Origin of the sequence: Sphingomonas sp. NCPPB 2930 (assembly GCF_042867205.1) — a bacterium.
In the GTDB taxonomy this organism is placed as follows: Bacteria; Pseudomonadota; Alphaproteobacteria; order Sphingomonadales; family Sphingomonadaceae; genus Sphingomonas.
Genome location: NZ_JBHZQU010000012.1, coordinates 125,136 through 132,757 on the forward strand (window position 1 = coordinate 125,136; position 7,622 = coordinate 132,757).

Consider the following 7,622-nt stretch of genomic DNA (forward strand, 5'->3'; position numbering starts at 1 on the left):
GGTTCGTTTCGTCCGGGCGTCTTTGGGGATCGACAGTCTGTATGGGTATTCTTCCCTCTCCCCTGTCCGGGGAGAGGAAAGGGATGACAACCCCACCCAAGCAAAAGGCCCGCCCGACCATCCTGCTCCGGGAGACGAGCAGGACGGTCGGACGGGCCTTCATGCGATCGGTCGATCGCGCCGTCGCTTATTCGGCGTCGGCGGCCTCGGCCTTGCGCGGCTTGCGCGCGGCAGGCGCGGCGCCCGCGTTGCGCGGACCGGGCTTGCGGCCCAGGCCGATCTTCTTGGCCATCGCGCGACGGCTTTCCGAATAGCTCTCGGCGACCATCGGATAGTCGGGCTTCAGGCCGTAGCGCTCGCGATATTCCTCAGGCGTCAGGCCATGGGTCGCCAGATGGCGGCGCAGCGTCTTGTAGGGCTTGCCGTCGATCATCGAGACGATGTGGTCCTTCGACGCAAGCGACTTGCGGACCGAAACCGCCGGAACATATTCGGTCGGCGCTTCGACATCGGCAGCCTGCGGCGCGCTGCCCAGAAGCGAAGATACGGTTTCGTGCATCTTGTGCAGAAAGGCCGGAACCTCTTCGGACGAAGTGCGGGTGTTGGGATTACCCAGCCACGCGATGGTCAGTTCGGTCGCCAGTTCTACGGCATTCACATCGATAGGGTCGTCGGCCATGATACGCTCCTTTTTTATTTATGGTTTGACCTAACCGTCAATCTCGCCGCGTCAACCGTCCGGAGCGGAAATGGGTCAAATATATCCGTTTCTCTATTCGTTTGACTTGGTGGGGCGCCAATATCTCTATTTGGGACGGCGTTGCTGCGGCTGATAGGCACAGATGCACGGCGATAGGGTCGGTAACCCGAACAATGCTTGGTGAAGCAGGTTTAAATCCAGATCAAGAATTGGATGACGGCCCCGTCATCAGCGTGGTTTTGCAAGCAATTACCCAGCTGTTTCCACGCCCCTTCGGTTCCACGATTGCAAAAAATGCAACAAAAATTGTTTAGCTTGCAGTTGTGCTAATCGCGTCGATCGGCCAAAGAGAGCGGGCCTTTCAGGCATCCTCTCCTAAAAACTTTCACGGCTGGTCCTCGGACCAGCCTTTTTTTTGCTATGCATTCGGCGGGCATGCGCCTAGGTTGCCGCATCGCCGCGCTTCAATGACAAGATAAGCAGGAGTGGAAGCCGCCGGAAAGACCGGCATCGCGCGTCGGTGCCGGGGGTCGAGCGACCCGGGTCGCTCCCCCCGTCCAACCTGATTCGATGACCACCAGCGGCGTCAGCGCCGACAAGCGATCATGTCGGCGCGCGTATCGCATCGCAATGATGGGCCGGGGGTGGGCCGGGCGTCCCATGCGATCGACCCCCGCCTGAAGCTGAGGGGGACGACCGACCGCGTCTATGCCTTGTCCTCGGGCGTCTTGCGGCGAATGAACTGGTCGAGCGCGGACAGCGCCATGCCCGCAAAGGCCGCCGCTTCCGAAACGCCGGGGACCGACGGAGCGGGATCGCGCGGCAGGCCGTCCTGCGGCGGCGGTCCGGAGGGTTCCTCGGCGGTGGGGCGCTGGGTATCGCGCGCCAGCGCGGCGGCGGCGACCACCAGGCCGGTGGCGATCAGCTGGCGTCCCATCGGGCTGCGCGCCTGATCCAGCAGGACCTGCCCGACCCGGTGCAGCGGCGACGCCGTGGCGGGCCCGGCCTGCTCGGCGCGTGCCGCCTTTTTCTGCTTCTTCTTGTGCTTCTTCTTGCCCATCGACGGCGCACTCCTGTCCTGGTGTATTTTCAATATAATACACCTTGGTCCGCGTACAAGATGGCGGGGTGGTCAGCCGTTGAGCGCGCGCGCGCGCCGTCGCTGGACCGAGCTGCCGATCCCCATCGATTCGCGATATTTGGCGACGGTGCGCCGGGCGATGTCGAAGCCCTTGGCCTGGAGCAGTTCGACCAGCGTGTCGTCGGACAGGATCTTGGCGCCTTCACCCGCGATCAGCGTCCGGATCGCGCTCTTCACCGCCTCCGCCGACACCGCATCGCCGCCATCCGCCGTCGCGATCCCGCTGGTGAAGAAGTATTTCAGCTCGAACAGCCCGCGCGCGCAGCTGAGATATTTGTTGCTCGTCACCCGGCTGACGGTCGATTCGTGCATCCCGATCGCCTCGGCCACCCGCGCCAGCGTCAGGGGCTTCAGATGCGCGACGCCGTTCAGGAAGAACGCCTCCTGCTGCTTCACGATCTCGGTCGCGACGCGGATGATCGTCCGCTGCCGCTGGTCGAGCGCCTTCATCAGCCAGTTGGCGCTGGCCAGGCAATCGGCCAGCCAGGCCTTGGACCCCTTGTCCTGCGGTCCGTGACGCAGTTCCTGATAATAGCGGCGATTGACCAGCACGCGGGGCAGGGTGGCGGTGTTCAGCTCGATGCCCCAGCCGGCCTTGGTCCGGGTGACGAACAGGTCGGGCACCACCGCCTGTGCGGGTTCGCCGCCATAGCGACAGCCGGGCTTGGGATCATAGCCGCGCAACTCGCGGATCATGTCGGCCATGTCCTCGTCATCGACCCCGCAGATCCGCTTGAGCCGGACCAGGTCGCCGCGCGCCAGCAGGTCGAGATTGGCGATCAACCGCGCCATGCAGGGATCGTAGCGGTCGGCCTCGCGCGCCTGGAGCGCCAGGCATTCGGCCAGGTCGCGCGCGCCGACCCCCGTCGGCTCCAGCCCCTGCACGACCGACAGGATCGCTTCGACGCGCGCCAGCGGGACGCCCAGTCGTTCGGCGATCTCGGCCAGCGGTGCGGTCAGATAGCCCGCCTCGTCCAGCAGGTCGATGATATGGGTCGCGATCGTCAGGTCGGTGCCCGACAGGATCATCGCGGCCTGCGCCCCCAGATGCTCGGCGAGCCCCGGCGCATCATTGGCCAGCGAATCCCAGTCGGGCCCGTCCTCGCCGCCCAGGCCCCCGGCCCCTCCCGCGCCGTTCAGCGACAGCCCGCCATCGGGGCCGGCGCCGCCATCGGCGACGCTGTCCTGCTGATGGCTCTCGGTCGCGTAATCCAGGTCGAGCCCGCGATCCTCGGCGGGCGCGGTGCCCGCCACCAGCTCGTCGGCACCGGCGGGCGCCTCGCGCTCGGGACGCTCGGGGGTGGCCACGTCGCGGATCGCGGTCGCATCGAGCAGGGGGTTCTTCTCCACCTCCTCGGCGATGAACGCCTCGATCTCCAGATTGGACAGCGCCAGCAGCTTGATCGCCTGTTGCAGCTGCGGCGTCATCACCAGCGACTGGGACTGGCGGATGTCGAGGCGCGGGGCCAGGCTCATGCGGACGCCTCCGGTCCGACGCCCCGTGCCCATCGCCCGGCAAAGGCGATGAAGCGGAACGGGGCGGAGCGGGGCGCGATCCTCATGCGGTCAGAGCGAGAAGCCCTCGCCCAGATAGAGGCGGCGGACATTGGCATCGGCCACCAGCTCTTCGGGCGATCCGGTGAACAGCACGCGGCCATCATAGATGATGTAGGCGCGGTCGACGATGTCCAGCGTCTCGCGGACATTATGGTCGGTGATCAGCACGCCGATGTCGCGCCGCTTCAGGTCCTTCACCAGATCGCGGATGTCGGCGATCGAGATGGGGTCGATGCCCGCAAACGGTTCGTCGAGCAGCATGATCGACGGATCGGCGGCCAGGGCGCGCGCGATCTCGGCGCGGCGTCGCTCGCCGCCCGACAGCGCCATGGCAGGCGCGGCGCGCAGGCGGGTCAGGCCGAATTCCTCGAGCAGCTTGTCGAGCTTGCGCGCGCGCTCGGCGGGATCGGGCTCGGCCAGTTCGAGCACAGTCAGGATGTTCTTCTCGATCGACAGCCCGCGAAAGATCGAGGTTTCCTGCGGCAGATAGCCCAGCCCCAGTATCGCGCGGCGATACATGGGCAACCCGGTGATATCCTCGCCGTCCAGCATGATGCGGCCCGAATCGGGCTTCACCAGCCCCATGACCGAATAGAAGCAGGTCGTCTTGCCCGCGCCGTTCGGGCCAAGCAGCCCGATCACCTCGCCCCGCCCGACCGAGACCGAGACGTCGGTCAGGACGGTGCGCTTGTCATAGCTCTTGGCGATGGACACGACCTGCAGGCCGTTCGCCACGGGCGGCTCGGACACAGGGGGCCTGTGCTCCTGCGCCTCGCGAATCGGGGTTTCCATATCCATCGGCCAGTCTGTTCCCTTCATTGGCAACCACGGTAGCGCGGGCGGGCGCCCGGCGTCACGCGTCAGTTGCGATCGGGGACCGAGAAGGTGCCCGTGACCCGGCCCGACGGCGCGCGCGACACGGTGCCGCCATTGCCGCCCGACGCGCCGCCCGCCACCGACGATCCGTCGATCACCGCGCGCCCGGTGTCGAGATTGATGGTCAGCCGCCCGCCGTTCACCGTGTTGCCGTCCTGGGTCAGGGTGACGTTGCCCAGCATGGTGATGACCCGGCGGTTCAGGTCATAGATGCCGTAATTGGCGCGCGCGGTCTGGTTGGGGCGCTTGACCACGACATTGCCTGACGCATCGAAGCGCGACACCTGCGGCTTCCCGCCGATCACCTGCCCCGTATAGGTGATCGTCATCCGCGCGGCGGTCAGCGTCATTTCCGCCTGGCGCAGCGAGACATTGCCCGACAGCACGCCGCGATTCTGCTTGTCCTGCAATTCGATGACATCGGCGCCGAAATCGATCGGCGCGCGGCTGTTGTGCCGGACCTGCGCCGCCGCGGACACGGCAAGGACGATGAGGGCAGGAGCCGTCGCGGCGATGAACTTGTTCATGATCGGCTATTTCGTGCTTTACGGCACGATGCGCAAGCGGGCGTTGCCTTCCAGCCGGACGGTGCGATCCTCCAGATTGGCGCGCAGCTTGTCGGCGCTGAAATTGCCCTGCGGCATGCGGCCCGTCACCGCGCCCCCCGATACCAGCGTGCGCTGTTGCAGGTCGATCGTCGCGTTCTGCGTCTGGAGGTTGTAGCCGCCCTGCGACTGGACGTTGAGCGGGCCGTCCAGCTTCACCTGCTCGGTCCGCATGTCGTACAGCCCGGAATTGGCGCGCACCGTGGCGGGACCGTCGGACAGCTGGATCGCGGCGGCCAGCCGGTTCAGCTCCACCACCGGCTCGGCCGAGCTGCGCTGGATCGCCGAGCCCGCGTCGAGCGAGAAGGGCTGCCCCTTGTCGTCGACGCCGCGATATTGCGCGGCCTGGATCTTCATCCGTTCGCGCGCGACCTCGACCTTCTTCTTGTCGAGGACAAAGGACACCTCGCTGGAGGAATAGATCGGCGCCATCACCAGGAACGCGGTCAGCACGCCGATCGCGCTGGGCAGGATCCAGCGCGCCGCCGTCACGAACCGGTCGTGGCGGCTGCCCGGCGCGGCCCAGCGCTGGCGCTGGGTGCGGACGCGATCGGCGATCTCGGACATGGCGGCGGCTTCCTAAAGGGCGGGGCGGATCAGGCGTGGGCGAAGATATCGACCTCGGGCCAGCCCGCCAGGTCCAGCTCGGCGCGGGCGGGCAGGAAATCGAAACAGGCCTGGGCCAGTTCCATCCGCCCCTCGCGCACCAGCCGCTTGTCCAGCTCGACCTTCATCCGGTGCAGATAGCGCACGTCCGAGGCGGCATATTCGCGCTGCGCATCGGACAGCTCGGGCGCCCCCCAGTCGGACGATTGCTGCGCCTTGGACAGCTCGACGCCCAGCAGCTCGCGGACCAGCTCCTTCAGGCCGTGGCGGTCGGTATAGGTGCGGATCAGCCGCGAGGCGATCTTGGTGCAATAGACGGGCGCGGCGACCACGCCCAGATAATGGCGGATCGCGGCGATATCGAATCGCCCGAAATGATAGAGCTTCAGCCGCGCCGGATCGGCCAGCAGCGCGCGCAGGTTGGGCGCGGCATAGTCGCTGTCCGGGCCGAAGCGCACCAGATGCTCGTCCGGGCCGCCATCCGACAGCTGGACGACGCACAGCCGGTCGCGCGGGGTGATCAGGCCCATCGTCTCGGTATCCACCGCGATCGCGGCGCCGGCGGCGAACAGGTCGGCGGGGATGTCTTCTTCATGCAGATGAACGGTCATATGTCCTGCCCTAGCGGGGGCGGGGGAAAGCCTCAACCGCGATCGGCCGAATCGGCGGGCCGATGCCTCCGCTTTTTTCCACAGGAATTGTGGAGTTTTGGCCACAATTCCGACGCAATCTGCCTCGTTCGCGATGAACAGAGGGGCGCGTGCACGATTTCGTTCGCGATGGGAGAGCTTCTGCGTTATGGATAGCAACTAGGCGCAAAAGGTTTGGCGCCAAAAGACCCGCGCTCTTCGTCCGGCGCACGGTTCTTGAAGATAGCATTTGCGGGCGAACCGGGAAGACGAACAGGGCTTATGGGTTTCGATAGAGGTAGCCGAGGCAATCGCGGCACGCGTGGTCGCGACAAGCGGGACAATTTCGGCGGCGGCGATGAAGGCGGCTTTGGTGGCGGCTTCGGCGGCGGTGATCGCTTCGGCGGTGGCGGCTTCGGCGGCGGCTTCGGTGGCGGCGACCGCTTTGGCGGTGGTGGCGATCGTGGCGGCTTCGGCGGCGGTGACCGCTTCGGCGGCGGCGGCGGCGGTTTCCGTGGCGGCGGCGGTGGCGGCTTCGGCGGCGGTCGTGGCGGCGGCATGCCCCCCCAGGTCGTTGGCGAGGGCACGGGCGTCGTCAAGTTCTTCAACGCGCAGAAGGGTTTCGGCTTTGTCGTGCGTGATGACGGCGGCGAAGACGTGTTCGTCCACATTTCGGCGGTCGAGCAGGCCGGCCTGACCGGCCTGGCGGAAGGCCAGCCGCTCGGCTTCACGCTCGTCGATCGCGGCGGCCGCATCTCGGCCACCGAGCTGAAGATCGAAGGCGAGCCGCTTCCGGTCCAGGATCGCGCGCCTCGCGAACCGCGTGAAGGCGGCTTCGGCGGTGACCGCGGTCCCCGCGGCGGTGCGGCCGGTGGTTTCGGCGGCGCCCCGCAGCGCCAGCTGACCGGCGAGAAGGCGACCGGCACGGTCAAGTTCTTCAACGCGATGAAGGGCTTCGGCTTCATTCAGCGCGACGACGGCCAGCCCGACGCGTTCGTTCACATCTCGGCCGTCGAGCGCGCCGGCATGGGTTCGCTGAACGAAGGCGACCGTCTGCAGTTCGAGATCGAAGTCGATCGTCGCGGCAAGTATGCGGCGGTGAACCTGCAGAACGAGGGCTGATCCCCTCGGCTGAATAAGCCATCCCTTTTCGGGCGACAGGGCCCGGCGTTGCAGCGATGCGACGCCGGGCCTTTTCGTTTCTGGGATGGGGCGATTCGGACAGCGGCGCATGTCTCGGCCGCGCTGACGTCTGGGGCCCTCGCTGCTGTGAACGGTCCTTGGGCCATGATGGCATTGCGTCGAATCCCGGTGAGCCCATCCCCTCCGTGGGAGGGGTGGGTGGGGCATCGCCGCAAACCATATGCTTGCGGACCCGCCCCCACTCCCTCGTCATCTACGGCGGCTCGACGTTCCGCGATGCTTTCCCCTCCTCGCCCCTCGCAGAGGGGAGAGGGTTGCGCAGACTTGGTCTTTGCGAGAGCAAAGGCTTAGTCGGAGCTGGGTGA

General features: G+C 66.6%; 8 protein-coding genes. 1 reads left to right on the top strand and 7 read right to left on the bottom strand.

Going from position 1 to position 7,622, the window contains the following annotated elements; translation table 11 throughout:
• Positions 1–187: 187 nt before the first annotated feature.
• From ACFX59_RS14110 to ACFX59_RS14140, 7 genes are all read right to left on the bottom strand, one after another.
• A complete protein-coding gene (locus tag ACFX59_RS14110) occupies positions 188–679 on the bottom strand; it encodes a MucR family transcriptional regulator (protein ID WP_307102164.1) in 492 nt (163 codons plus the stop codon).
• A gap of 727 nt (positions 680–1,406) precedes the next feature.
• Positions 1,407–1,760, bottom strand: coding sequence for a hypothetical protein (locus tag ACFX59_RS14115; RefSeq protein WP_387432925.1), 354 nt, complete (start codon positions 1,758–1,760; stop codon positions 1,407–1,409).
• Between the two features lie 72 nt (positions 1,761–1,832).
• The gene (rpoN, locus tag ACFX59_RS14120; protein WP_387432928.1) at positions 1,833–3,317 is read right to left on the bottom strand and encodes an RNA polymerase factor sigma-54; all 1,485 of its coding nucleotides are present in this window, start codon (positions 3,315–3,317) and stop codon (positions 1,833–1,835) included.
• Positions 3,318–3,407: 90 nt separating this feature from the next.
• Entirely contained in the window at positions 3,408–4,196 is a 789-nt protein-coding gene (gene lptB / locus ACFX59_RS14125; protein ID WP_354294664.1) for an LPS export ABC transporter ATP-binding protein, read from the bottom strand.
• Positions 4,197–4,258: 62 nt separating this feature from the next.
• Positions 4,259–4,801: an LptA/OstA family protein gene (locus ACFX59_RS14130; protein ID WP_307102172.1), complete on the bottom strand. Its 543-nt coding sequence runs from the start codon at positions 4,799–4,801 to the stop codon at positions 4,259–4,261.
• An 18-nt stretch (positions 4,802–4,819) separates the two neighbouring features.
• Positions 4,820–5,446 carry an LPS export ABC transporter periplasmic protein LptC gene (gene lptC / locus ACFX59_RS14135; protein WP_309691604.1) on the bottom strand — a complete coding sequence of 209 codons (627 nt, stop codon included), beginning with the start codon at positions 5,444–5,446 and terminating at the stop codon, positions 4,820–4,822.
• A gap of 29 nt (positions 5,447–5,475) precedes the next feature.
• Positions 5,476–6,096: a ribonuclease D gene (locus ACFX59_RS14140; protein ID WP_307102176.1), complete on the bottom strand. Its 621-nt coding sequence runs from the start codon at positions 6,094–6,096 to the stop codon at positions 5,476–5,478.
• A 300-nt stretch (positions 6,097–6,396) separates the two neighbouring features.
• Between ACFX59_RS14140 and ACFX59_RS14145 the strand changes: the two genes are divergently transcribed.
• The gene (locus ACFX59_RS14145; protein WP_309698065.1) at positions 6,397–7,236 is read left to right on the top strand and encodes a cold-shock protein; all 840 of its coding nucleotides are present in this window, start codon (positions 6,397–6,399) and stop codon (positions 7,234–7,236) included.
• The last annotated feature ends 386 nt before the right edge of the window (positions 7,237–7,622 follow it).